This is a genomic window from Soehngenia sp. (assembly GCF_055108775.1).
Genome location: NZ_JBSQIL010000009.1, coordinates 1 through 25,353 on the forward strand (window position 1 = coordinate 1; position 25,353 = coordinate 25,353).

Sequence of the window (25,353 nt, forward strand, 5' to 3'; positions counted from 1 at the left end):
CACTTGCCTTATTGTCATAATCATCTTGTGCTACTATAGCTGAATAACTTATCACTTCACGCAAATAAGTATCTAATAGCACTACCTTTCCACGTTTTAATTCCCGGCTTAACGTTGCAGGGCTTACACCCATCCGTTCTGCCATTTTACGCTGGCTCAGTTTTTCTTTCTTCGGCACAGCATTGTTTTGCTTTACCATTTCTTCTAATTCTTCTCTCTCTGAAAATGTTAGATGTTTACCTTTTTGTCGTGTTCTAATACAATATACTAAGCTCATGATCTTCTCCGTTTCTGTTTATTGTCGTTGATAACATTATAACAGAGAAGCTCTCATGAGCGTTGTTTTTTAGTTGTGTTTCATTTAATTATACAATTCGCCATCATTAATTGAACAATAATATGCAATTATATTAATGTTCATATTACCGTAATCATGAGCCACCTCAGTACAAAGTTTGTCAACAGAAACAACTATATTAAGCTCTTCATTAAGTTCTCTAGCAATACATGCTTGTGGGGTTTCATTGATTTCTATTTTCCCACCTGGAAACTCCCAACCACCAGCAAAGTTTTCTTTTGGTGCACGTCTAGTTATCTAAACTTTGTCATTATCCTTAATTACTCCTGCTGCAACTTTAATTCTTTTCACAGTTTTACACCTCTTTTCTCCTTAGGAGGTTATCATTAAAGTGGGTGGAGCTTTCAACTGAAATTGTGGTCCATTTTTAGTTTAACATAAACGCAATTATTTTATATATATATATTAGTTTAGCAATTTTATACATTTTAAATTTACCATGTTTTATTCTTTAATAATTTTGCTATCTCTGACATATCAGGCAGCTTTTCAATACCAAGAATTTCAGTTAAATCAAACATTCTACTTCCCATAGGTGCATATTGTGTTTTTTTCTCAAAAAATGTATCATAAAACTTTTCAACAAAAAAGTACCTATGCCTTATACTTGATAGATTATAACCATATTTTTTTGAATCTTTAATGGCCTCTAAAATATTGTTCTTCATTTCATCTGTTATTTTAGCTTTTTCTACAGTTATATCCAGTCCATTCGCTGTAGGCAAAGCAGTTACTATTGCAATAATTTTACCTATTGCTCTAACTTCTTTTTTACTATATAGTCCCAAATATTTATGCCCCGAAGAACCTCTCTCTGCATTATCATAATATAAGTTAAGCTTTTTGTTTGTATTTAAAGTTGTTCAAGAAAGCTGGACTCTCATTCGCTTCCAATCATCTGGTATAAGTCCTCCATAATAACAATATTCTTTATAATCTTCCAACACTTTTATCATTTCATAATCTCTATCATCTATAATTTCCTCGATATTTTTTATTAATTCTTCAAAGGTTAAATGGCAATGAACTACATTACTTTTATTATCTATATTATAATTATTTATTTGTTTATCAATCTGATCCTTAATCTTTGTATCTAGAAAATGCGGGTCAAGTGTCAGCAATACTTTGTAATCTTCGTTTTTAAATGAGGTTAAATGATTCATCAATTGTTTTAACCTAAAATTACCATATAGCTTCGTTTCAACAACAACTTTAAAATTCGCTTGTGAAATTTTCGCATCAGATACACTTTCCTTATTCTTTTCTTGAAAATTAAAAAATAATTCTACATCTGCATTTTCAGGCATTATTTTTCCTAGAAATGCAAAAAATTTAATTGATGAATATTGATATAACCTAGAAAGTAATAACATTATATTAGTATCTACATTTTCTTTACTATAATATCGTTGAAAAAAATGACTATGCATGTTTTACCCTCCTAATATATGAGATTACCCTCACCTTTGAGTTGTTTTATGTATAGCGAAAAACAAAATACCTCCAAAGGAAAGATAAAATTATGCCTCATTTACCTTATTCTACGCATTTAATTAAATCCATTCTTTTTCTAATAAATATATATTAAATTCCCCTCATCTCCAAATAATTTATGCTACAAAACAAAAAAGCCCTGATTTATCAAGGCTTCTATCTAATGTATCAATGCAATGTTCAAATTTGGTGGAGGCGGTGGGAGTCGAACCCACGTCCGAGAACCGATCCACAGGAGTTTCTCCGAGCGCAGCCAGTAATTTGCATTTCCCGAAACTAACCTCCTACTGGCAGGATGATAGTTTCGGTAGCTTCATGTGTTCCGTTTCTAGCTCAAAGCTTTGCTAGACTCGGTTCCCCACTGATTTGACGTTCTATTCTATATCGTGGGCAATATAGATAGAACGAGCAGCTTAAATTAAGCTGCTAGTGCGTAATTTTCTTCTGCGTTTATTTTTGTTGCCACTTTTTACGTTGCTTGGCGACAACGGCTCGCTACTCCTGATTCACGACCCCCGTCGAAACCATTTTCGCCCCCATATTTTCATGTATATGATACCACAAAGGTCATTAAAAGTCAAATTGAAAGAAGCTATTTATACTTCTCCTTCTCTAATTGCCTTATTTTTCTTTCAGCATCTCTTTTGGCAATTGTTTCTCTTTTATCGTAAAGTTTTTTACCCTTAGCTATTGCTAGTTCTACTTTAACTTTGCCATTTTTAAAATATAACGATAGTGGGACGAGTGTATATCCTTTTATAGTAGTCATACCAATCAATTTTCTGATTTCTCTTCTATTTAATAAAAGCTTTCTTACTCTTAATGGATCTACATTGTAAATATTCCCTTGCTCATATGGACTTATATGCATATTATATAAAAATACTTCTCCATTCTCTATATTTGCATAGCTATCCTTTATATTTACTTTACCTTGACGGATAGACTTAACTTCAGTGCCAGTCAATACAATTCCAGCTTCTATTGTATCTTCTATAAAATAGTCATGCCTTGCTTTCTTATTTGATGCAACTAGTTTTACTTGTTTTTCACTCACATCTACCACTCCTATATTGCAATTTCTTCAGTCAGTAATTCAAAATCTATTGTCTTTTTAATCAAATCTGTACCTATGACTCTAATCTTTACTTCATCACCAACACGATAAATCTTTTTTGTCATCTCGCCAATTATCTGATAATTTTCTTCATCAAAATAATAATAGTCGTCTATCATATTGCTAAAGTGAACTAAACCCTCCACAGTATTCTCTAGTTGAACAAACATGCCAAAATTTGTTACTGACGATATCAAACCATAGTATTCTTCTCCGATTTTAGAACTCATGTATTCTGCTTTCTTTAAATCATCAACATCACGTTCCGCTTCATCTGCTAATCTTTCTGTAGCAGATATATGATCTGCTATCTCTGGCAATATCTCTCTTAACTTTTTTTCTTTCTTTGGTGTTAATTTTAAGTTTAAAAAGTCACTAATGATTCTATGGATTTGTAAGTCAGCATATCTCCTAATTGGTGATGTAAAATGTGTATAATATTTTGCTGCTAATCCAAAGTGCATTTCATGTTCTGCACTATATCTTGCCTTTTGTAGTGTCCTAAGTAAAAGATTAGATATAAGTGCTTCTTCTTTTTTGCCTTTAATTTCTTTTGATATTCGCTGAAATTCTTTGGGATGCAAGTCTTTACCTTTTAATGAGTATCCAAAATTATATAAAACTTTATTAAATGCTTCAACTTTCTTTGGGTCTGGTTCCTCATGAATTCTATAAATAAAAGGTATATCTAACCAAAAAAACCGTTCTGCAATTGTTTCATTTGTAACAAGCATGAATTCTTCAATCATTCTATTAGCTACACGTCTTTCTAATTTTCTCACATCTACTGCTTTTCCATTTTCATCCAGCTCTATATAGCTTTCAGGAAAATCAAAGTCTATGCTTCCTCTCTTTTCTCTTCTATCTTTTAGTATATTCATTAATTCCATCATTATTTTGAGTTCTTGTTCTACTAGTAATAATTCTGTTGGGTATTCTCTTTCAACCCCTTCTATAAGATCAGAAACATCATCATAAACTAATCTAGCTTTGCTGTTTATAATACTTTTATATATCTTATGATCTTTCACTTTTCCATCTCTATCGATATCCATGATAACTGACATGGTAAGTCTGTCAACATTTGGATTTAATGAACATATTCCGTTACTTAATTCTTCAGGAAGCATAGGAATAACCCTATCCAATAAATAAACGGAATTCCCTCTTAATAATGCTTCTCTATCTAGTTGCATGCTTGGTTTTACATAATGCGATACATCTGCAATATGAACTCCCAGTCTAAAAGTATCTTCATTCAACATCTCTATAGAGACAGCATCATCAAAATCTTTGGCATCTTTTCCATCAATAGTAAAAATAACTAAATCTCGTAAATCTACTCTATTTTTTATTTCATCATCATGTATTTTAGCTACACGTTTAGCTTCTTTTTTTGCTTCGTCCGAAAATTTATCCGGCAAATTATACTCTTTTATAATAGATAGAATATCTGTACCCTTTTCATTCATATAGCCTAAAATTTCGATTATTATTCCCTCTGGGTTCTTATGCCAGTCTGGCCACTTTGTAATCTTTGCTACAACTTTTTGGCCATTTTTTGCATTGTTTTTAGCACTTTTAGGAATAAAAATATCATAGAAAATTTTATTATTATCAGGTATTACAAATCCATAGTTTCCATTATCTTCAAATGTTCCTATTACATTGATATTTGCTCTTTCAAGTATTTTGATGACTTCTCCTTCAGCTTTTTTACCAGCACTAGCTCTCTTTATAATATTTACTATAACAAGATCATTATGCATAGCTGACCCCATGTTTTCAGGTGCTATGAATATATCTTCTTTAGATTTATCTTCAGGTATTAAAAATCCATAACCTCTTTCATTTGCTTCAATTCTTCCAATAGCCATATATTCATTATTAATTAATATATATCTATCATCTTTATTCCTAACAATTAGCCCCTCTTTTTCAAGAGAAGTTAATATCTTATAGAAATCCTTTTCTTCTTTTCCACGTATACCAAAAACAAATGCTAATTCTTCTTTTAACATTGGTTTATATTCTTTCGTACTCATCAATTCAATAATCTTTTCTTTTATTGGCATATTTACCCTCCAACATTACTAATAAGTTATGCTGCACTAAAATGCGCAGCATATTTTAATGTTATTTTTTTATTTTTGTACCAAATTGCGTTCTATTAAACAAATTAGAATCATAAGTATATATATTGTTTTCTTTATCTTTCTGAGCTTTTACAGCAATATCTATCATTTTAGAGATCAATTCTTTAAAACTATATCCTCTGCCTTCCCAAAGGTAAAATGCTATCGAACCGGGTAAAGTATTTATTTCATTTACATAAACCTTTTCTTCACTGACTAGAAAGTCAATTCTAGCATTGCCTCTACAATCTATCGCTCTAAAGGCATCTTTTGCATAATTTTCTATTTTGATTCTTAATTCATCAGATATATTAGCTGGAATATTCTTATTTTTATTACTATCTTTCGATGTTTTACTGTTTTGCTTAACATATTTATCATCGAAAGACAATATTTCTTTCCAGCCTAAAGGTTCTTCGCATAATGAGGCCTCTACTTCATTTTCATAACCCATTACAGCACAGTTGATTTCTCTTGGATTCTCAACAGCTTTCTCAATGATAGCCTTTCTATCATAGCTAAATGCTAAATTTAATGCTGATTCTAATTCTTCTTTGTTCTTAACTTTGCTAATACCTATACTTGAGCCTAGATTTGCAGGTTTAACGAACAATGGATATTTTATTTTTGACTCTATATCTTCGAGAATTACTTCTTTATTTGAAATCCATGTGTTTCTATAGTAGTAAGTATAATCAACAACTGGTATCCCGTTTGCTTTGAATATATCTTTCATGATAATTTTATCCATGCCTACAGCAGAGCTTAATACTCCTGCTCCTACATAAGGTATACCTATTAGTTCTAACAATCCTTGTATAGTACCATCTTCTCCATTGGTACCATGCAATGCTGGAAAGAAAACATCAATACTATCCAAATCTTTTTTTGTAAATAATTTTATATTGTTTGGATGTAGATATAAATTTGCATCTTTATAATTTGGTGATAAAATTATCTTTCTAGGATTGTCGAACTTCGAATTCTTAAAACTCTCAAATTTTAAGAATGAATCAGAAATAAGCCATTCACCCGCTTTATTGATATATATCGGAATTGGATTGAATTTTGTTTTGTCTATATTTTCAATTATCTGCATAGCAGTTATTACTGAAACTTCGTGTTCAACACTTCTACCTCCGAATAATATTCCAATATTTTTCATTATATACACTCCTATTCTGAATAAGTATCTGGCAAATCATTTTCAAATAAAACAACATCTTTTGGTTTAGCTATTCTTCCAATAATCTCAGTAGCTTCATCTAAACTATTAACTACAAATATATGTTCATCATCAAAATTAGCCTCTTTTAATCCTTCATAGATTGGCTTTGAGCGGTTTTTACCTACTAATATAGCATAATCACATACTTTACCAATATTTTGCCCAAATTCCTTGTTGTATTTTTCTTCTAGCTCCCCAAGTTCAATCATTCCAGGAGTTACTATAATTTTTTTCCCTTCTTTAAATTGACTTATTACATCAAGCGCTGCTTTTGTACCTTCTGGATTCGAGTTAAATGCATCATCTATAATTATCACTCCATTAGGTGAATTAATCAAATTTAGTCTATGTTCAACTGGCTGAATTTTTTCAATACCTTCTCTTATTTCTTCAAAAGTTAAGCCCATAGCCAAGGCTGCAGCTGCACCCGCTAATATATTGTATATATTATGCTTGCCTAATAGTATCGTACGACAGCTTATACTTCTACCATCTTTATGTTTCAAAGTAAATGAAGATCCATTTTCCGATGTTACTATATCTTCAACATAAATATCAACTTGATCTTTAAGCTCAATACCATATAATATCTTTTCTTTAAAGGTCTTGTCAGCTAACTTTCTCACATATTGATTGTCATAGTTGAATATTGCTATCCCATTAGTTGGCAATTCTTCAATAAGTTCGTATTTTGTTTTCATTATATTGTCAATATTTTTAAATGTTTCAATGTGTACTGGTCCTATTGATGTCAAAATTCCAATCTTTGGTTTTGCCAATTCGGCAAGTTCTCTAATTTCCCCTATTTTTTTTGCTCCCATTTCTGCTACAAAAACCTCATGCTCATCTGTAAGCATATTGTTTATAACTTTAGATAGTCCCATTGGTGTATTATAAGACTCAGGGGTATTAAGTACATTAAATTTTGCTGAAAGTATAGTCCCAACTATAAATTTAGTACTAGTCTTGCCAAAGCTTCCAGTTATTCCAATTACAGTCAAATCTTTTCTTTGTTGTATTTTTTTCTGAGCTTCTAGGTAATATCCTCTATTTATGCGATTTTCTAAGGGTTTAATTATAAAAGTTGAAATATACATTGTTAATGGTTGCATAACATATAAAAGAAATGCAAAAATTAAAAAACTAAAAGAAGTTGCTATTACATTTTTAAAGATAACTTGTATTATTGAAGTCAAAATAAATAATAAAAATACATTAACAAAAAAATTACATTTGTTTAATCTCTTCGCTCTATCTGTCATTACAAGAGGCTTTTTTACAGGTTTTGATTCGGCTTTTAATTTAAAGGCATTATCTTTGTTGTTTTTTAGCCATTTAAAATATTCTTTAGCCTCATATCCTTCTAATTGAGAAATATGCAAAAATTTCTTAGCTCTTTTACTAAAAAAAGTTGTTATCAATATTGATAAAACAAGGATAATAATATGTACAATATAATCCAAAAAATTCCCCTCCATTTAAATTTAGTTATTTATGTTGAAAAAAGATTTTAAAACTAAGGAAAACCTATTGTAATCCTCTACATAAGAAAAGTGTCCAGTTCCTTCTAAAACTACTAGTCCTGAATTTTTTATTTTTTCTTCCATTATTTTCCCTTGATATAGTGGTGTAGCATCGTCTAATTCTCCCCAAATCAATAGAGTTGGGCACTCAATTTGTGTTAATAAAGATGATAAATCTTCATTTACAACCTTTACAAGTATTTTCCTCATTATTCCAGAAGAATTCTTATAATCGTCAGATCCAAATCTTTTATTAATAATTTCTGCTACTTCAGAGTCTTTTTTCCAAAAAAAGAATAGCTTATAGAGTCTTTTTATAGTTTTATAAGTTTTTACTTTCAGATGATATGATAGTGTTCTTTTTGGTATTAATCCAGCACTATCAATTAATACCATTTTATCAACTAAATCTTTATATTTAGTACTAATTATAATAGATATCTTTCCCCCAAATGAATGCCCAACCAGTGAAAATTTTTGTAAATTAAAATAGTCTATAAATTTTTTTACAATTTCTGCATAATCATAGCTACTATAAACATCATTAGGTTCATCTGATTTCCCAAATCCTGGAAGGTCTAAAGCATATACTTTGTAGCCATCTTTCAATATCCTTACAATAGGTCTAATGCTATCAATATTAGCTCCCCATCCATGTAGTACAACTATGGGTTCACCTTCCCCTTCGACAATATAATTTAAATTCAATCCGTCTATATTTACAAACACAATTTTCATCCTCGCTGATTAGTATTTACCTTAAGATTATACCATATTTGGCATAAATTATCATATAAAAAAATACTTCCAACTAGATATCTGATTTAAAAGATTAGATATCTAGTTTAGAAGTATATTATCATGTTTAATGATTTTTCCTAAAATAATATTCCACCATAGGTTAAGAATACTTGAGCAAATACTAGTGATACAATAGTCATTAGTTTTATTAGAATATTCAAAGAAGGTCCAGCAGTATCTTTAAATGGATCACCTACAGTATCACCAATAACTGCAGCTTTGTGTGAATCACTGCCTTTACCACCGTGATTGCCTTCCTCAATGAATTTTTTTGCATTATCCCATGCGCCACCTGCATTTGCCATAAAAATTGCCATCAAAACCCCTGTTACTAAAGCTCCTGCTAATAGACCTCCCAAAGCCTCAGGCCCTAATAACAATCCTGTAACGAGTGGAGCAATAACAGCTAATAACCCTGGAATAATCATCTCTTTAAGAGCTGCTCTTGTACTTATATCAACGCAACGAGCATAATCTGGTTTTTCAGTCCCTTCCATGATACCAGGTTTTTCTTTAAATTGGCTTCTAACTTCTTCAATCATACTAAATGCAGTATTCCCAACTGCATCCATAGTCATTGCTGAGAATAAGAATGATAGCATTCCTCCAATAAACAAACCAGCAATTACTGTTGGTCTTGTTATGTCAATACTTGATAGTGATACAGCTTGAGTATATGATGAAAATAGTGCTAAAGCAGTTAGTGCTGCAGAGCCAATAGCAAACCCTTTACCGATTGCTGCAGTAGTATTTCCTACTGAATCAAGTTTATCTGTTATTTTTCTTACATCTTTTGGTAATTCAGCCATCTCTGAAATTCCACCTGCATTGTCAGCTATAGGCCCATATGCATCTACTGCGATAGTCATTGCAGCTGTAGAAAGCATACCAACCGCAGCTAAAGCAATACCATATAATCCTTTTGTAGGTTGGTTAGCTCCACCAGAAGCATAATATGCTATCAATATACCTACTGCTATTACAATTATAGGTAGTGCAGTAGACATCATTCCAACAGACAAACCACCTATTATATTTGTTGAAGCTCCAGTTTCTGATTCTTTAGCAATTCTTTTTACTGGTTTATAGTCTGCTGATGTATAATACTCAGTTATTCTTGCGATTATCAATCCTACAGCAAGTCCAGCTACTATTGCAATAAATGGTCTATAATTATTTAAGAATATGTTACTCAAAATAAATGCCAAAACCAATGTAACGATAGCACTAACTAAAGTCCCAGTATTCAACGATTTTTGAGGATCTTTATCGCCTCTAACAAAGAAAACCCCAATAATTGAGGCCAAAATTCCAACAGCAGCTAATGATAGAGCGAAATAAACTCCATTATTTCCATAAGCTAAAACCCCAAGAGTCAAAGCTGATATTATTGCTCCTACATATGACTCAAACAAGTCTGCACCCATTCCAGCAACATCTCCAACATTGTCTCCAACATTGTCAGCTATAACAGCAGGGTTTCTAGGGTCATCTTCAGGTATTCCTGCTTCGACTTTTCCTACTAAGTCAGCTCCTACATCAGCAGCTTTTGTATATATTCCTCCACCAACTCTTGCAAAAAGAGCAATAGATGATGCTCCAAGCCCAAATCCTGTTATAATAGCAGGATCTTCGAAAATTATGTAGGACACACTTACCCCTAGTATTCCAAGCCCTACAACACACATTCCCATAACTGTTCCACCTGAAAATGCTATTTTCAAGGCTTCGTTTATACCGCTCTCCATCGCAGCATTAGAAGTTCTCACATTGGCTTTAGTAGCTACATTCATTCCAAAGTAGCCAGCTAATATTGAAAATAATGCCCCAAACAAAAATGTAATTGAGGTCTTCCAGCTAATCAAAATTCCAAGAACTATGAATAAAACAAGTATAAATACAGCTAAATATCTATACTGTCTTGACAAAAAAGCCATTGCTCCTTCATGAATATAAGATGATATTTCTTCCATCCTTTTATTCCCAGGATTTTGTTTGTTCACATAAGTTGCTTTGTAAAAAGCAAATAACAAAGCAACAACTCCAGCTATAGGAGCTGCGATCAGTGCGATATTCATCAATCTTCCTCCTTTATTTAGTTTTAGATTGCTAAAGCAACTGCAGAAATCATAAATATTACTGACGCAACTATTGTTATCTTTCTTAACAGTGCTTGTCTGCTAGTGCCTATGCTTTTACCAAAAATCGAATCAGCGGCTCCTCCCCCAATTGAACCTAATCCTTCTTGCTTACTCTCTTGCATTAAAATACTTACAATCAAAACAATGCTCGAAATAAGCATTAATACTGAAAAAAATGTAGCCATGTCACACCTCCCATATCCTTAATCCCTTAACAGTAGTATTTTATCATACAGATAGTTTAAAATCAAACAAAATAAAGCATGTTAGTGTATACCATATGGCCCCTGACAATTTGGACAAATACCTTTAATTTCTAAATTGTGATCAACGATTACATATCCAGTTTGTTCAGCAATATCATGCTCATATTTTTCAAACGGACAATCAGAAATGGGTATTATTTGATTGCAACAAATACATAATAAATAGTGTCTATGCTTTTCGCGAATGATTTCAAAATGAAATTTTTCATCAATGTCAAGTTTGTATTTAACTACTAATTTCTTTTTAACAAAAGTATCTAAGATCCTATAAATAGTTGATAAATTAAAAGAATTTATTTCTTTTTTTGCCAAAAAATATATCTCTTCTGCTGTTAATGGTTTTTCTTGTTTCTTTAATATTTCATATAAAAAAATTCTTTGTTTTGTTGCTTTTATTCCTTGTTTGTTCAGTATTTCTATTGTATCTTTATTCATATTTTTCACCACACATCAATTAATAACTTTACCAATAACATAAAGTACTATAAAAACTAAAGTATTCATTATGACTATACTTGGTCCAGATGGAATGTTTAATATATAAGAAAAAATCAGACCAAATGCCATAGAAAAAACGGAAATGAATACTCCAATTATTTGCAATGATTTAAAACTTCTTGCAATCTGCATAGAACTTATAGTTGGAAATATAATCAAGCTTGAAATCAGAAGTGTCCCTAAAACTCTCATCCCCAAAACTATAGTAATAGAGGTTAAGATAGAGAGCATATAATTAGTTAAGCTAGTATTCACTCCAGATACTTTTGAAAATTCTTCATCAAATGTTACAGCTAACAAATCTTGATAAAAAATATAGACTAACAATATCATAACAATCGACATAATAACTGATAAGTAACTGTCGAGTTTGTTAATTGCTAAAATACTACCAAATAAATAGCTATTTACGTCAATATTAAATCCTTGTGATTTACTTGCTATAACAACACCAAGTGCAATTGAAAATGATGATACCATACCGATACTAGCATCTCCATTTAGAGATGCTTTTTCATTTAATTTCATTATTAGTATAGAAGCTAATATAACTATCGGTAGAGAAATAAAAAGAGGAGAAACTCCTAGTGCCAATCCTAAGGAAACTGTCGCAAAGCTAACATGTGCTAATCCATCACCAATTAATGAATATCTCTTTAATACTAAGAAAGAGCCTAATACCGAACTAATCACTGCTATGAAAATGCCTACTAGCATAGCTCTTTGCATAAAAACAAAAGACATAGCCTCATTTATTGTTTCAATAATATTCATATAATCACCTTTCTTCTAGAATGAATTAAATTTGAAGTCACTTGATGGCCCGAAATAAATTATCTCCCTATCAATTAGCATTATTTTATTTGTTCTTTTAATTAGACTTTGAGTGTCATGAGACACTAAAAGAATAGCTGTGCCTTTTTCGTTTTCTTTGTCAATTATTTCAAATATCTCTTCCCTAGCTTTTGGATCAAGAGCACTAGTCGGTTCATCTAGAATTAGAAGCTTAGGATTGTTAACTAAAGCTCTTGCTAAAAAAACCTTCTGTTGTTGTCCTCCCGATAATTCCCCGATTTGCTTGTTCTTTAATTCTAAAGCTCCTACTCTTTCTAGAGTGTTTTCTATTTTTTTTATATCTGTTTTTGTAATCCTTTTTGGATATTTCTTACTTCCTAATAGCCCCAATCCTACAATTTCATATACGAGTGCCGGAAATTTTATATTCCCTGATACCAATATCTGTGGCAAATATCCTATTGTTGCTTTATCTTTAATATCATAATATCTAACCTCTCCACTAGAGCTAGGTATTATTCCCAATAATGCTTTAATAAGTGTGGTCTTTCCTGACCCATTTTCTCCGATTAGCCCTATATAATCTTTCTCATAAATAGCAAAATTTACATTTGTTAATACTTTTTCGTTACCATAATTGACATATAAATTGCTTGCTTCGATCAATTTACCCATTATAACCAAGCCCTTTTTTAAGATTTTCTAAGTTATTATACATGATATCTATATAATGAACATTTTTTTCTAATTGCTCTTTTGATACATTGTGTGCAGCATTTAATTCAAGCATTTGTACTCCTGTTTGATCTGAGATTGTTTTTGAAACTTTAGGATCTACTAATTCCTCATAAAATATCGCTTTAGCATTAGTATCCTTTACGGTTTTGATGATATTTGCAATTGCTTGTGCGGATGGTTCTGCATTTGGAGAAAATCCATCATATGGTGAAATGTATTCTAATCCATATCTATTAGCAAAATATCCTAACGCAAAATGTCCTCCAGAAATTATAGTTTTACTTTCTGAATTTTCAACTACATATCTTATATCTTCATCTAGTTTGATTAAATCACTCTTCAGCTTTTGAGCATTTTCAATATAAAATTGTTCGTTCTCTTTGTCAATTGAAATGACTGCATTAAGAATCTCATCCACCATTATGATAGCATTCATAGGATCAGTCCAATAATGAGGATCATAACCCGACTCCTCATGTTTATGTTCATTTTCATGATCATGGTCATGGTCTTCGTATTCAAAGTTTTTTAATTCTATTTCTGTACTTAGATCTATTGCTAAAATTTCTTCTGCTTCTAAGGATTCTAATATGTTTTTTACCCATGGTTCCATAACTAAGCTAGTATATATAAAAATATCTGATGATAATATAGTGGTCATATCCTTTGGAGAAAGGTCAAATGAATGTGCTTCAACTCCAGGTGGTAATAGCAAGACGACATCGAACTTATCCCCTACTATTATTCTCGAGAAATCATACTGTGGAAATAGTGTTGTAGTAATTATCGGTTTAGCATCGTTTAAATCTAATATATCATCATTTGGATTGGTACATCCTGAAATAAATACCATTAAGAATACTAATAATATATACAATGTTCTTCTTTCCATAGAAAATCCTCCCTATACAATAAATGCAGATGCGAACTATTCGCATCTGCATTTATTGTATAAGCTTTTTGTTAAACTGTCAATCTCTATTTTTTCAAGTTGTAAAATGATTTTAATCCGTTGTATATAGCTGTGTCGTATAAATTATCTTCAATTCTTAATAGTTGATTATATTTTGCTACTCTATCTGTTCTAGAAGGTGCGCCTGTCTTTATCTGTCCAGCATTAGTCGCAACTGCTAAATCAGCAATAGTTGAATCTTCAGATTCACCTGATCTATGTGAAATTATAGCTGTATATCCATGAGTTTTTGCTAATTCAATTGCATCTAATGTCTCCGTGATAGTTCCAATTTGATTTAATTTAATCAAAATAGAGTTACCTACACCTAATTCAATTCCCTTTTGTAGTCTTTTCGTATTTGTTACGAATAAGTCATCTCCTACTATTTGAACTCTATTTCCTAATTTTTCAGTCATTAATTTCCATCCATCCCAATCATCTTCTGCTAATCCATCTTCAATAGATATTATAGGATACTTATCTATTAAATATTCATAGTAATCTACCATTTCATTTGAGTTCAAAACTTTATTTTCACCTGCAAGAGTATAAGTTTTCTTTTCTTCGTCATATAATCCTGATGAAGCTACATCAATTGCTAACATAATATCTTTTCCAGGTACATATCCAGCTTTTTCAATAGCTTCAACAATTGTTTTTAAAGCTTCTTCATTGCTTGATAAGTTAGGTGCAAAACCACCTTCATCCCCAACAGATGTACTTAAGCCTTTAGATTTTAAAACAGATTTAAGATTATGGAATACTTCAGCCCCCATTCTTAATGCTTCTTTAAAATCTTTTGCGCCAACAGGCATTACCATAAATTCTTGAATGTCAACATTGTTGTCAGCGTGTTGTCCACCGTTTAGAATATTCATCATTGGAACAGGAAGAGTCTTTGCATTTACTCCACCAAGATATTTATAAAGAGGTATACCCAATTCATTCGCAGCTGCTTTTGCCACTGCCATCGAAACAGCAAGTATCGCATTTGCTCCTAATTTACCTTTATTTTCTGTCCCATCTAATTCTATCATTGTCTTATCTATCAAAACTTGGTCAAATACATTTAGACCTATTAATTCTTCTGCTATTACCTCGTTTACATTTTCTACGGCTTTTAATACTCCTTTTCCCAAATATCTAGATTTATCATCATCTCTTAATTCTACTGCTTCATATATTCCTGTTGAAGCTCCAGAAGGTACAATTGCACTCCCAAAAGAATTTTCAGTATATACCTCCACTTCAACTGTAGGATTACCCCTAGAATCTAGTACCTCTCTTGCGTAAACATCAACGATCATGCTCATTAACTATCACTCCTTATACTTATTTATTTTCAATTATTAATGATTCTCCTGTCATTTCTATTGGTTTATCTATTCCAAGCAAATATAATATTGTTGGAGCAATGTCTGCTAATATACCATCTTTTAGTGATACTTCTCTATCACTTACTAAAATGAATGGAACTTTATTTGAAGTGTGGGATGTTACTGGAGTTTTAGTGACTTCATCTAACATATACTCTGAATTCCCATGATCAGCTGTTACGAGAACTTCTCCACCCACTTCATTCATTACATCTAATATTTCTCCCATGCATTCATCAACTGTTTCAATGGCTTTTATAGCTGCTGGTATTACTCCAGTATGCCCTACCATGTCTGGATTTGCAAAGTTTAATATGATTAAATCATATTTGCCGGATTTTATTCTATTTATTACTTCATCTTTTACTTCATAAGCGCTCATTTCTGGTTTCAAATCATATGTTGCTACTTTAGGTGATGGAATCAAAACTCTGTCCTCATTCTCATAAGGTACTTCTCTACCACCATTAAAGAAGAACGTTACATGAGCATATTTCTCTGTCTCAGCTATTCTCAATTGGTTTAAACCTAATTTGCTTACGGTCTCACCTAGAGTGTTTATTAAATTTTCTGTTTTATATGCGACATGCACATGAGGAATTGTTTTATCATATTCTGTCATTGTCACATAATACAAATTTTTTCTAAGAGGTCTATCAAAGCCATCGAATTTATCGTCAATAATTGCTCTTGTTAATTCTCTTGCTCTGTCTGGCCTGAAATTGAAGAAAATAATCGAGTCATTATCTTCGATAGTAGCAATAGGTTTATTGCCTTCGACTATAACAGTTGGTAGAATAAATTCGTCATTCACACCTTCTTTATATGATTCTTCAATTGCATCTATCGGATTGGCTTTAGTTTTACCAATTCCTAAACATATTGCATCAAATGCAAGTTTTACTCTATCCCATCTCTTGTCCCTATCCATTGCATAATATCTTCCTGATACAGTAGCAATTCTACCAACTCCGATTTCCTTTATCTTAGCCTCTAGCTCTCTGATATGTTTACTACCTATTGTAGGTGGTACATCTCTACCATCTAGAATAGCATGAATATAGACATCGTTAAAATTTTGTTGTTTCATAAGTTCAAGTAAAGCATACAGATGAGTGTTGTGACTATGAACTCCACCATCAGATACTAATCCTATTAAGTGAAGTTTAGAGCCATTTTTTTTCGCATGTTCTATTGCATTTAAAAACTCTTCTTTTTTAAAGAAATTACCTTCATTAATTTCTTTTGTGATTCTTGTAAGCTCCTGATATACAATTCTGCCTGAGCCAATATTTAAGTGCCCAACTTCTGAATTTCCCATTTGTCCTTCAGGTAATCCTACATAAAGTCCACTTGCATGTAAAGTGCTGTGAGGGTATTTTGCTATTATCTTGTCATAATTTGGTTTTTTAGCTAAATATACAGCATTTCCCTCATATTCTTTTCCTAACCCGAATCCGTCTAAAATCATTAGCATTAATGGTTTTTTTGCCATAATATTCCCCCACCTAATAGTTGATAAGTTGAGCAAAATCATCTGCTTTGAGACTTGCTCCACCAACTAAAGCTCCATCAATATTTTCCATAGCCATTAATTCTTTTATGTTCTCAGGTTTTACACTACCACCATAAAGAATTCTAATAGCTTGAGCTGTTTTCTCATCATATAAACTGGTCAACACATTTCTTATCAATTGACAAATTTCTTCAGCTTGTTCACTTGATGCTGTCCTTCCAGTTCCAATAGCCCATATAGGTTCATAGGCAATTACAGTTTTTTTAGCATCTTCTGTAGAGATTCCTTCAAATGCTTTCCTTACTTGATCTTCTATCAACTCTTTGTAACTGTCATTCTCTCTTTCTTGTAAGCTCTCCCCAACACATACTATCGGAGTTATATTATGTGATAAAGCAGAGATTGTTTTCATGTTAACAGTCTTGTCAGTTTCATTGAAATACTGTCTTCTCTCGGAATGTCCAATTATAACATATTCTACATTAAGCTCATTTAACATCAATGGAGAAATTTCGCCTGTATATGCTCCTTTTTCTTCCCAATGCATGTTTTGTGCGCCTAATTTGATTTTATTTCCATCTACCATTTTACTAGCTGTTTGAAGAAAAGTAAAAGGTACGCAGATTACAGCTTCAACACTTTCATTCAATTCTCGATTTAAAATATCACTAACTAAAGCTTGCCCTTCTACTATTGTATTATTCATTTTCCAATTTCCTGCTATAATAGGTTTTCTCAATAGTGCTCCTCCTTACTATTCTACATCGTCTATAGCATCAATTCCTGGTAATACTTTGCCTTCTAAAAACTCTAGTGAAGCTCCTCCTCCTGTTGATATATGAGTCATTTTGTCTGCAAGACCTGCTTTTTCAACAGCACTAGCCGAATCACCACCGCCGACGATTGTTATTGCATCTGTTTTAGCTAAAGCTTTTGCTATCTCAAAAGTACCTTTACTGAAATTATCCATTTCAAAAACACCCATAGGTCCATTCCAAATGATAGTTTTAGCTTCCTTTATAATATTCCCAAATATTTCTATACTCTCTTGCCCAATGTCCAAGCCTATCATATCTTCAGGGATTGAATCGATAGAAACAGTTTTAAATTCAGTATCATTCTTAAACTCTTTTGCTACAACAACATCTACTGGCAATGCAATGGCTACATTCCTTTCTGCTGCTTTCTCCATCAATTCTTTTGCCAGTTCTAATTTGTCTTCTTCTAACAGAGACTTCCCAATTTCATATCCTTTAGCCTTTAAAAAAGTGAAAGCCATTCCTCCACCAATTATTATAGCATCAACTTTTGAAATTAAATTTTCAATTACTCCTATCTTGTCTGATACTTTAGCTCCACCTAATATAGCGACAAAAGGTCTCTCTGGTTCTTCAAGAGCTTTTCCCATTATATTTACTTCTTTTTCAACTAAAAATCCTAGTGCAGATGGTAAATATTTTGAAACACCTACATTAGATGCATGAGCTCTGTGTGATGTTCCAAATGCATCGTTTACGAATAATTCGCCTAGGCTTGCAAGTTCTTTTGCAAACTCTTCTCCATTCTTTTCTTCTTCTTTTCTAAACCTAGTGTTTTGAAGTAACATCACATCTCCTGGTTTCATATTATATGCCATCTCTTTAACTTTTTCTGAAACCACATTATCATCATCTGCAAATATTACTTCTCTATTTATAAGTTCTGATAGCCTCTTTGCTACAGGTGCTAAAGAATATTTCTTGTTTGGCTCTCCTTTAGGTCTTCCTAGATGTGACATCAAGATAACTTTTGCATTATTTTCAAGTAAATAATTAATTGTTGGTAATGAGCTAGTTATCCTAATATCATCAGTTATATTTAAGTTTTCATCCATAGGAACATTGTAGTCGACTCTAACTAAAACCCTTTTGCCATTTACATCTAAATCTTTAAGCGTTTTTTTCCTTTTCAAAATATCAACCTCCAAAGATATTATTAATGGATAAGTCGGGTCAATAGACCCGACCTCTTTACCATCTTGATGCTATCATACTTACTAAATCAACTACTCTATTTGAATAACCCCACTCATTGTCATACCAAGATACAATTTTTACCATATTATCTATAACCATTGTAGAATCAGCATCAATTATTGATGATCTTCTGTCTTTTAAGAAATCTCTGGAAACAAGTGGTTCTTCTGTATAACCAAGAATTCCTTTAAGTTCGTTTTCACTTGCTCGTTTTAATAAATCGTTGACTTCTTTCGCTGTTGTTGGTTTTTCAACTTCAAATACTACATCTACTAAAGATACTGTTGGTACAGGTACTCTTACGGAGAATCCATTTAATTTGCCTTTTAATTCTGGCAATACCAAAGCCACAGCCTTTGCTGCCCCTGTTGTAGTAGGTATTATATTTTCTGCTGCTGCTCTTGCTCTTCTAGGGTCTTTGTGGAATTTGTCATGAACTTGTTGATCATTTGTATATGCATGTACTGTGGTCATTAATCCTTTTTTAATTCCAAGGTTATTTAATACGACTTTAGCAATCGGAGCTAAGCAATTGGTTGTGCAAGATGCATTTGAAATAATGTTGTGATTAACAGGGTCGTATTTATCATCATTTACTCCTAATACGATTGTTATATCTTCCCCTTCAGTTGGTGCAGTTATAACTAATTTTTTTGCACCTGCTTGAAGATGTTTTTCAAAGTCTTCTCTCTTTTTAAATACTCCAGTTGAGTCTATTGCGATATCTACTCCTAGTTCTCCCCATGGCAATTTTGAAGGATCTTTTTCTGCAACTACCTTTATTTTCTTTCCATTAATAATGATTCCTTCATCATAAGTTTCAACTGTTCCATTGAATATTCCATAAACACTATCATATTTAAATAGATGAGCCATTTGCTCAATTGTTCCACCAATTTCATTTATTGCAACTATGTCAAAAGCATCAGTATTGCTCTCTGCCCAAGCTCTTGTTACATCTCTACCTATTCTACCAAATCCACTTAATCCAACTTTCAATGTCATATAAACTCCTCCTTAATATTTTTTGTTATAATTTTTTTTGCTGCTGATTCATCGATTACTAAAATTATGTCTTTTCTCAATGAAGAGATTGCAATAATTGCTTCGGATTTATCTTCTCCGCCAGCAACCCCAATCACTTTTGGTATCTCTAGATATTTGTTTAGAGATAACCCTGCTGAGCCATATTCAAATACGTCTTTACCTTTAATGTCAAAGAAATGACCAAAAGCCTCTGCAACAGCTTGATTTTGTTTTAAAAATTCTATATTTTGTTCAGGCAATGTTCGTCTTCTAGCCATTATGTCAGCTCTACCAATCCCAAAAATGAAGATATCAATTCTTTCAATCAAATCTAGAATGTCTTTTATTTCCTTGTTTTTATTAGCTATTTCATTGATATCCTGTCCTATGCTATCTGGAATGTAAAGGAGCTTGTAATTTGCTCCTATATTTTGAGCTAGTTTTGATGCCACCGTATTTGCCTGAGTTTTTAAGTCATTCCCAAGTCCACCTCTTGCTGGTATTATAGTGACGTTTTTAAAATCTCCATTTGATGTGGCTTGCTCAGAAACTGCTAGCATTGTATGTCCACCTGTCACACCAACAACAGAATTTGGTTTTAAATGACTGATTAAAACATCTGAAGCTGCTTTGGCTAAATCATTTAATGTTAAATCACTGAGAGATGAATCTCCAGAGACTACATAACATTCATTTACACCTAAAATGTTTGTTACTTCTTTTGATAGTCCTGGTTTTATTATTATCTCTTGGAAAATTTCAGAGAGTTCAACCAATAATTTTTCACCATCATCAGTTACATACATACCCATATTTTTTATGTTTAATAAATTAAGTTTAACTAAATTTTCCACTTCTGTTCTAACATTTCGTTCACTCATGCCTATATTTGCAGAAAGAGCCCTTCTTCCTATAGGCTGATTATTTTTAACTTCTCTTAGTATAATGTATCGCTTCTCTAATAGTTCCAAGGTTTCAGGCACTATCATCTTTATTAAATTTAAATTAACTAATGGGACCACCTCCATATGTGGACAAATATTGTCCCTCATGTATTATTTTTGTCCCAGCTTTTATAAAAATCACATCCTTATTATACCCAACCCTGGAAAAAATATCAAGGTAAAAACAAATTAAAATCTTTTTCTTAATTTTGAAGAAGGAATACTTAACTCTTCTCTGTATTTAGCTACAGTTCTTCTTGAAATAATGATTCCCATTTTTTCTAATTCATCTGATATTTGTTGATCGCTTAATGGTCTTTTAATATCTTCTTTTTCTATAATGTTTCTGATTAAATTTTTCACAGAATCAGATGAAACCATTCCATCGTTTCCTTTAATTGCTTGAGTAAAGAAATATTTTAATTCAAAAATCCCTCTTGATGTCTGTATATATTTCCCATTTGTAGCTCTCGAAATAGTCGATTCATGCATATTGATGTCATCGGCTACCTCCTTTAATGTTAGAGGTTTTAAATAGCCTTCTCCTTTTTCAAAAAAATTTATCTGAAATTTAATAATAGATTCTATTACTTTCAATAATGTTTGCTTCCTTTGTTCAATGCTTTTTATAATCCAAACAGCGGAATTTAATTTCTCTTGCAAAAATTGTCGTGTTGCTTCATCAGAATTTTTTATTAAATTTTTATAAAAATTGTTAATATTTAACCTAGGTGCTGTTATTTCATTAAGTAATACAACATATTCTCCACCAATTTTCTCAACTGTTGCATCTGGGATTATATATTTTATTTCTTTATCATACCCACCAAATGACCTACCAGGCTTTGGTTCTAGTAATTTTATTTCATCTGCAATTTTTTGTACTTCCTCTACATTTATGTGTAACTCTGCTGCAATTTTAGAAAGTTTGTTAAGGGCAATATCCTCTAAATATTCTTCTATGATTGTGTTGATTAGCGTATCTCTTTTATCCTTTATTTGTAATAACAAACACTCTTTTAAATTCCTTGCTCCAACTCCTTCTGGTTCGAATGTTTGAATTATTCCAAGCATTAATTCAACTTCTTCTACAGATACATTTAGTGCTTCAGAGATTTCATATATACTTGAGTTTAAATATCCATTTCCGTCGATGTTTTGAATTATATATTCTCCTATTTTATACTCTCTATGCCCTAAACTTACCATAGAAAGTTGCTCTAATAAATAATCCTTTAATGATTGAGAGGATGTGAAAAAGTTTTCATAAACTGTAGATTTTAAATTCTTATCAACTTCTTCTTTATAGCTTATATCATCATACTTTTCTATGAACTCTTTCCAATCTATCTCATCTATTTCATTAAATATATCTTGAGGTTGTTCAATATCTTCAAATTCTTCGTATTCTAATAGCGGATTTTCCTCAATTTCTTTTAAAATAAATTCTTGCAGTTCTAGACTAGTATATTGAAGCAATTGAATTGCTTGTCTTAATTCTGGAGTCATAACTAATTTTTGACTCTGTTCTAATGTTAATTCATAATTAAGCTTCAATTACTTCACCTCCATTTACTGCTTATATTATATCAAATTTAGGCTAACTTAACAAAAAAACTTAAGGTCTAAGACCTTAAGTTTTTAACATTCTTCAGCTTTTTTTACATTATATCCTGCATTTGCTAATACATCTATAGCTTTTTTTAGGTTATTCTCATTTACCATAACAATCGGACCCGTGCAACCCATGCCTGATTCTGCGTAAATTTGATTTTCCCATAATACACTAACAGCATCGTCTAATTCCATAATATCAATTCCATCTATTGTAGCAGTTACAACTTCTTTATCTGGGCTTTTTATTTCTTTCTTTTCATCTTTTTTAACTGAATCTTTATTAAGTGATTTGAGAATTTCTTTTAAGTTTGCCTTGTTAGCTTTTTCAAATTCACTTCTAGCTATGTCGAATATTTTACCTTTTGCCAAGTCAGCAGCATAATTTATTGCATTAGCTATTACTGGAGAGCCTGATGCCCTAGATATGATTAGTATAAGTCTGTTGTAGTCTTCTCCAATTCCAGGACCATATCCAAAACCTAATGATTCGTAACTCCCACCAGTTGTATATGCCGAAAAAACTTTCATCAGTATGTTGCCTGTTAGAGTGTCAGTTACCATTATATCAGGTGTTCCTGCTAACAAGTCGTTTCCTCTCATTACACAACCGCCATCAGCTCTTGTGGATTCAGTCAATTTTATATCATATCCGTTTGAAATAAGCTCTTTAAAAATCCTTTCAACTTGTCTTGCTCCATCAACATTTAATATGCCTACTGTAGGATTTTCTATTCCCATAGCTTTTGCTGTAATAATCCCATATATCCCATTTTTTACCATAGCTTCAGCTCTATTTGAAGAAGATGTTCCTGTAGTTGTTGCAATGAACATTTCTTTACCTTTACCTGGAGTTATTACTCGTCCAACAGTTGAAACCCCAATAGGAAAATTATAATGCATAGTAACACATGAGTTTATTTCATTATTATCAAGCATTTCTTCCATTTTTTTATATGCTTCATCTTCATTATCAACTATGATTTGGGTCAAACTAGAGTCAACTTTAGGTCCTATTAAAACAACTTCTATTGTTTTATTTCTATCTTGTGCTAATTCAGCACCTTTTACAACATTAGAAATTCCATGTTCGCTTCCTAAAGTTGTTACCCCAACTCTTATTTTGGGACCATATTGACCTGTTTCTAAAGTATCTGCTATTTCATTGAATATTTTAGCTACAGTTTTTTTAACATTTTCTGTTTGCACAAAATCACCCCTATTCTTCTAAAAGGTGCGCTGCAAAATCTCTCATTGCCTCAGCCACAAAATTTCTAATTTGTTCTTCAGAAATACCTTTATTCTCTTCTTTTTTACCATCATTTTTTTCTATAACCACAGAAACTCCGTCAAACAAATTAGTCATTCTGCCTAAAAATAAACTACCTTTACCTACTATCATAACTTTGTTAACATTTCCACTCATGATATCATCTATTGCAAAACCAACATATGGTACTCCAGATGGAATGTGTCCTTGAGTTGGAGCCCATCCTTCCATACCATGTTTATCTATAAACTCATTTATTTGTGTCCTATCTAATTCTCCTCTTTTAACTCCTAAAGCAGCTATCATTTTATAATTAGCATTTGGTACATCTCCTGCTCCAGCGGGTTTGGTTATGTCGGGATTTTGCATTTCTACGGAATATTTGTCTATATCTGTAATTTTTAAATTGCCTCTATCAAGCGGAGCTGTAACAAGCGATGTTATTACTGCCTGTGGTGAAGATCCTGTTCCTACTGTATGCCTTCCTACTAAATCATTCCTTATTATTGGGCTAATACCATCGTTTTCACTTACTAAAACTGCAAAGCCGCCAATAACATCTTCTAATATAGGCAATCCTTTCTTCACATGATCTTTCCCATTCATCCCTAATTTTGCTGTAGAGCCGCCTGATACTACTAAAACATTTTTAAATGTCTTTGCTTTTACTAATGAAGCTGCAGATATTATTGCATGGGTAGGTGCTGCACAGAAACCTCGTACATCTGAGCCAGTTGCGTTAATAAGTCCAGCAAACTCAGCAATAGCCTTTGCAAAGTTTCCTCCACCTCTTTGATTCATATCTCCACATGCTTCTTCTGAGCATTCAATTACATACTCTATTTCATTAGGGTCTATATTTGCTCTTTTTATCAAATGTAGTGCTGCTAAAACTCCTGATGCTTTTGATACTAAATTTTCAAAAATAACATGAGCACTTAAATTAGGATCAATGTCATGAGCTCTTTTTACACATCCAACTAAATTGTTGTCAAAATAAAGTGGTTCTGCTTCCTGTTCATTGATAAGTTTTTCAACATCTCCTAAATCTTCGCCATCTTTTAGTCTTGAAACTAATTCATTGTTTATTAAGTCATGATTTAATAGTTTCTCTTTAATTGAACTAGTAAATTCTTTTGATAATTTTACTAAATCAAATACATCTACTATCTTCATCAATCCAATAAATTCATCCTCTGGCATTATTTCCCCAAACTTGCCATATCTAGATGAATTTAGAACAGGTTTATCAACCCAAGGTTGAGGAGTCGATTTTAAATCCTCAGGAGTTTTATTTCCAATATATACTTGATTTGGCAAATAATTTATTGCTTCTTCATAACTTCTTAAGCTACTTCTAATGTTTTTAAGATACTCGGAATTTGGATTTAATAGTTTTTCAGTTGTTTGTGTTGAACCATTATGAATAACCATATCTGGTGCATGTACTAAAATATAACTTGCACATTTTATAACTGCATTACTCAAATGAGTCACCTCCGTATTATTATTAATTTTAGAAAAGGGTGATTATAATCAC

Annotated in this window: 24 protein-coding genes and 1 other RNA gene; all 25 read right to left on the reverse strand. The window is 32.0% G+C overall.

Translation table 11 applies throughout. The features are described 5' to 3' along the window. Nucleotides 1-277: helix-turn-helix domain-containing protein (locus ACTB1H_RS02330; RefSeq protein WP_463261230.1), on the reverse strand; the 277-nt coding region annotated here is incomplete at its 3' end. 84 nt (nt 278-361) lie between these two features. Continuing rightward, entirely contained in the window at nt 362-595 is a 234-nt protein-coding gene (locus ACTB1H_RS02335; protein ID WP_463261265.1) for an NUDIX domain-containing protein, read from the reverse strand. A gap of 197 nt (nt 596-792) precedes the next feature. Next, nucleotides 793-1,146, reverse strand: a complete 354-nt coding sequence (locus tag ACTB1H_RS02340) for a hypothetical protein (RefSeq protein ID WP_463261231.1) — start codon at nt 1,144-1,146, stop codon at nt 793-795. Between the two features lie 75 nt (nt 1,147-1,221). Continuing rightward, on the reverse strand, nt 1,222-1,791 hold the full coding sequence (locus tag ACTB1H_RS02345; RefSeq protein ID WP_463261232.1) for a hypothetical protein: 570 nt from the start codon (nt 1,789-1,791) through the stop codon (nt 1,222-1,224). 251 nt (nt 1,792-2,042) lie between these two features. After that, nucleotides 2,043-2,393: a transfer-messenger RNA gene (gene ssrA / locus ACTB1H_RS02350) on the reverse strand. Between the two features lie 54 nt (nt 2,394-2,447). Next, complete coding sequence (smpB, locus tag ACTB1H_RS02355) at nt 2,448-2,912, reverse strand: SsrA-binding protein SmpB (RefSeq protein WP_463261233.1); 465 nt, start codon at nt 2,910-2,912, stop codon at nt 2,448-2,450. Nucleotides 2,913-2,923: 11 nt separating this feature from the next. Then, a complete protein-coding gene (gene rnr, locus ACTB1H_RS02360) occupies nt 2,924-5,047 on the reverse strand; it encodes a ribonuclease R (protein ID WP_463261234.1) in 2,124 nt (707 codons plus the stop codon). A 61-nt stretch (nt 5,048-5,108) separates the two neighbouring features. Beyond that, nucleotides 5,109-6,272, reverse strand: coding sequence for a D-alanine--D-alanine ligase family protein (locus ACTB1H_RS02365; RefSeq protein ID WP_463261235.1), 1,164 nt, complete (start codon nt 6,270-6,272; stop codon nt 5,109-5,111). Between the two features lie 11 nt (nt 6,273-6,283). Continuing rightward, nucleotides 6,284-7,798 carry a UDP-N-acetylmuramoyl-tripeptide--D-alanyl-D-alanine ligase gene (locus ACTB1H_RS02370; RefSeq protein ID WP_463261236.1) on the reverse strand — a complete coding sequence of 505 codons (1,515 nt, stop codon included), beginning with the start codon at nt 7,796-7,798 and terminating at the stop codon, nt 6,284-6,286. A 21-nt stretch (nt 7,799-7,819) separates the two neighbouring features. Then, on the reverse strand, nt 7,820-8,596 hold the full coding sequence (locus tag ACTB1H_RS02375; RefSeq protein ID WP_463261237.1) for an alpha/beta fold hydrolase: 777 nt from the start codon (nt 8,594-8,596) through the stop codon (nt 7,820-7,822). A gap of 140 nt (nt 8,597-8,736) precedes the next feature. Then, entirely contained in the window at nt 8,737-10,737 is a 2,001-nt protein-coding gene (locus ACTB1H_RS02380; protein ID WP_463261238.1) for a sodium-translocating pyrophosphatase, read from the reverse strand. A gap of 23 nt (nt 10,738-10,760) precedes the next feature. Further along, nucleotides 10,761-10,985: a preprotein translocase subunit SecG gene (secG, locus tag ACTB1H_RS02385; RefSeq protein WP_463261239.1), complete on the reverse strand. Its 225-nt coding sequence runs from the start codon at nt 10,983-10,985 to the stop codon at nt 10,761-10,763. 81 nt (nt 10,986-11,066) lie between these two features. After that, the gene (locus ACTB1H_RS02390) at nt 11,067-11,501 is read right to left on the reverse strand and encodes a Fur family transcriptional regulator (protein WP_463261240.1); all 435 of its coding nucleotides are present in this window, start codon (nt 11,499-11,501) and stop codon (nt 11,067-11,069) included. 15 nt (nt 11,502-11,516) lie between these two features. Further along, nucleotides 11,517-12,338, reverse strand: coding sequence for a metal ABC transporter permease (locus ACTB1H_RS02395; protein WP_463261241.1), 822 nt, complete (start codon nt 12,336-12,338; stop codon nt 11,517-11,519). 15 nt (nt 12,339-12,353) lie between these two features. Continuing rightward, nucleotides 12,354-13,034: a metal ABC transporter ATP-binding protein gene (locus ACTB1H_RS02400; protein ID WP_463261242.1), complete on the reverse strand. Its 681-nt coding sequence runs from the start codon at nt 13,032-13,034 to the stop codon at nt 12,354-12,356. Next, nucleotides 13,027-13,989 carry a metal ABC transporter solute-binding protein, Zn/Mn family gene (locus ACTB1H_RS02405; RefSeq protein ID WP_463261243.1) on the reverse strand — a complete coding sequence of 321 codons (963 nt, stop codon included), beginning with the start codon at nt 13,987-13,989 and terminating at the stop codon, nt 13,027-13,029. Before ACTB1H_RS02405 ends, ACTB1H_RS02400 begins: the two co-directional genes overlap by 8 nt. An 86-nt stretch (nt 13,990-14,075) precedes the next feature. Then, nucleotides 14,076-15,365, reverse strand: a complete 1,290-nt coding sequence (eno, locus tag ACTB1H_RS02410; protein ID WP_463261244.1) for a phosphopyruvate hydratase — start codon at nt 15,363-15,365, stop codon at nt 14,076-14,078. A gap of 19 nt (nt 15,366-15,384) precedes the next feature. After that, complete coding sequence (gpmI, locus tag ACTB1H_RS02415; RefSeq protein WP_463261245.1) at nt 15,385-16,923, reverse strand: 2,3-bisphosphoglycerate-independent phosphoglycerate mutase; 1,539 nt, start codon at nt 16,921-16,923, stop codon at nt 15,385-15,387. Between the two features lie 13 nt (nt 16,924-16,936). Beyond that, nucleotides 16,937-17,683: a triose-phosphate isomerase gene (gene tpiA, locus ACTB1H_RS02420; protein ID WP_463261246.1), complete on the reverse strand. Its 747-nt coding sequence runs from the start codon at nt 17,681-17,683 to the stop codon at nt 16,937-16,939. 15 nt (nt 17,684-17,698) lie between these two features. Continuing rightward, the gene (locus ACTB1H_RS02425; RefSeq protein ID WP_463261247.1) at nt 17,699-18,895 is read right to left on the reverse strand and encodes a phosphoglycerate kinase; all 1,197 of its coding nucleotides are present in this window, start codon (nt 18,893-18,895) and stop codon (nt 17,699-17,701) included. A gap of 58 nt (nt 18,896-18,953) precedes the next feature. Beyond that, the gene (gene gap, locus ACTB1H_RS02430) at nt 18,954-19,964 is read right to left on the reverse strand and encodes a type I glyceraldehyde-3-phosphate dehydrogenase (protein WP_463261248.1); all 1,011 of its coding nucleotides are present in this window, start codon (nt 19,962-19,964) and stop codon (nt 18,954-18,956) included. Next, on the reverse strand, nt 19,961-21,013 hold the full coding sequence (locus ACTB1H_RS02435; RefSeq protein WP_463261249.1) for a sugar-binding transcriptional regulator: 1,053 nt from the start codon (nt 21,011-21,013) through the stop codon (nt 19,961-19,963). Before ACTB1H_RS02435 ends, gap begins: the two co-directional genes overlap by 4 nt. A 105-nt stretch (nt 21,014-21,118) precedes the next feature. Beyond that, nucleotides 21,119-22,486 carry an RNA polymerase factor sigma-54 gene (rpoN, locus tag ACTB1H_RS02440; protein ID WP_463261250.1) on the reverse strand — a complete coding sequence of 456 codons (1,368 nt, stop codon included), beginning with the start codon at nt 22,484-22,486 and terminating at the stop codon, nt 21,119-21,121. Nucleotides 22,487-22,570: 84 nt separating this feature from the next. Continuing rightward, on the reverse strand, nt 22,571-23,752 hold the full coding sequence (grdD, locus tag ACTB1H_RS02445; protein WP_463261251.1) for a glycine/sarcosine/betaine reductase complex component C subunit alpha: 1,182 nt from the start codon (nt 23,750-23,752) through the stop codon (nt 22,571-22,573). 10 nt (nt 23,753-23,762) lie between these two features. Continuing rightward, entirely contained in the window at nt 23,763-25,301 is a 1,539-nt protein-coding gene (grdC, locus tag ACTB1H_RS02450) for a glycine/sarcosine/betaine reductase complex component C subunit beta (protein ID WP_463261252.1), read from the reverse strand. Nucleotides 25,302-25,353: the final 52 nt, after the last annotated feature.

Coding starts and splice junctions, on each gene's coding strand:
- ACTB1H_RS02400 (WP_463261242.1), bottom strand. CDS start 13,034: ATGGGTAAATTGATCGAAGCAAGCAATTTATATGTCAATTATGGTAAC.
- ACTB1H_RS02345 (WP_463261232.1), bottom strand. CDS start 1,791: ATGCATAGTCATTTTTTTCAACGATATTATAGTAAAGAAAATGTAGAT.
- eno (WP_463261244.1), bottom strand. CDS start 15,365: ATGAGCATGATCGTTGATGTTTACGCAAGAGAGGTACTAGATTCTAGG.
- ACTB1H_RS02380 (WP_463261238.1), bottom strand. CDS start 10,737: ATGAATATCGCACTGATCGCAGCTCCTATAGCTGGAGTTGTTGCTTTG.
- ACTB1H_RS02390 (WP_463261240.1), bottom strand. CDS start 11,501: ATGAATAAAGATACAATAGAAATACTGAACAAACAAGGAATAAAAGCA.
- ACTB1H_RS02365 (WP_463261235.1), bottom strand. CDS start 6,272: ATGAAAAATATTGGAATATTATTCGGAGGTAGAAGTGTTGAACACGAA.
- ACTB1H_RS02375 (WP_463261237.1), bottom strand. CDS start 8,596: ATGAAAATTGTGTTTGTAAATATAGACGGATTGAATTTAAATTATATT.
- ACTB1H_RS02435 (WP_463261249.1), bottom strand. CDS start 21,013: ATGGAGGTGGTCCCATTAGTTAATTTAAATTTAATAAAGATGATAGTG.
- secG (WP_463261239.1), bottom strand. CDS start 10,985: ATGGCTACATTTTTTTCAGTATTAATGCTTATTTCGAGCATTGTTTTG.
- rnr (WP_463261234.1), bottom strand. CDS start 5,047: ATGCCAATAAAAGAAAAGATTATTGAATTGATGAGTACGAAAGAATAT.
- ACTB1H_RS02395 (WP_463261241.1), bottom strand. CDS start 12,338: ATGAATATTATTGAAACAATAAATGAGGCTATGTCTTTTGTTTTTATG.
- gpmI (WP_463261245.1), bottom strand. CDS start 16,923: ATGGCAAAAAAACCATTAATGCTAATGATTTTAGACGGATTCGGGTTA.
- gap (WP_463261248.1), bottom strand. CDS start 19,964: ATGACATTGAAAGTTGGATTAAGTGGATTTGGTAGAATAGGTAGAGAT.
- ACTB1H_RS02405 (WP_463261243.1), bottom strand. CDS start 13,989: ATGGAAAGAAGAACATTGTATATATTATTAGTATTCTTAATGGTATTT.